This is a genomic window from Zhenhengia yiwuensis (assembly GCF_014384995.1).
Classification (GTDB): Bacteria; Bacillota; Clostridia; order Lachnospirales; family Cellulosilyticaceae; genus Zhenhengia; species Zhenhengia yiwuensis.
Genome location: NZ_JACRSY010000125.1, coordinates 1 through 682, shown reverse-complemented (window position 1 = coordinate 682; position 682 = coordinate 1). Strand labels below are relative to the sequence as shown.

The following is a 682-nucleotide window of genomic DNA, read 5'->3' as shown; positions in this document are numbered from 1 at the left end:
TCCTTTTCGACTGTTACTCTGAATAGCGTGATATTTAGCGAGTAAGGATCTAAAATTTCCACTTGTAAATTGTGAACCTTGATCGGTGTGAACGATTAAGCCAGCATCTGGATGTTCTTTGCCATAAGCTTGTATAAAAGCATCTTGAACTAAAGTATCTTTCATTTTTTTATTCATAGACCAACCTACTACTTTTCTAGAATAGATATCAAGAAAAACAGCTAAATATAAGGTTCCTTTTCGTGTTGGGATATAAGTAATATCTCCAACCCATATTTTATTTTTCTTATCTGCATAGAACATCTGATTTAATAAATTTGGTCTTTCTATTGAATTTGTTTTTTTATTATAATTTTTGTATTTATAACGTGTTCCTTTAGGATATAGCTTTAGTTCTCTCATAAGTCTAGCAACTCGTTTACGATTTACATAAATTCCTTTAACACTTAAAACTTTAGATATTCTAATTGAGCCATAACGTCCTTTATGCTCTTCAAAAACTCGGATAATCTCTTCTTTTAAAACCTCATTTTCAATATCACGTTTAGAAGGTTTACGATGTAAATATTTATAGTAGCCAGCTCTTGATACATTTAGTGTTTTGCACGCCTTCTTGATGTTATATTTTCCTTGATTTTCTTTCAGATACTGAAATCTTACTTGTTCCTTTGCTTCAAGAAGG

At 30.6% G+C, this 682-nt stretch carries 1 protein-coding gene; it reads right to left on the bottom strand.

Translation table 11 applies throughout. The annotated features are described in order from the left end of the window. Nucleotides 1–682, bottom strand: a 682-nt coding sequence (locus tag H8718_RS20370; RefSeq protein WP_249334879.1) for an IS3 family transposase, incomplete at both ends; no start/stop codon positions are given.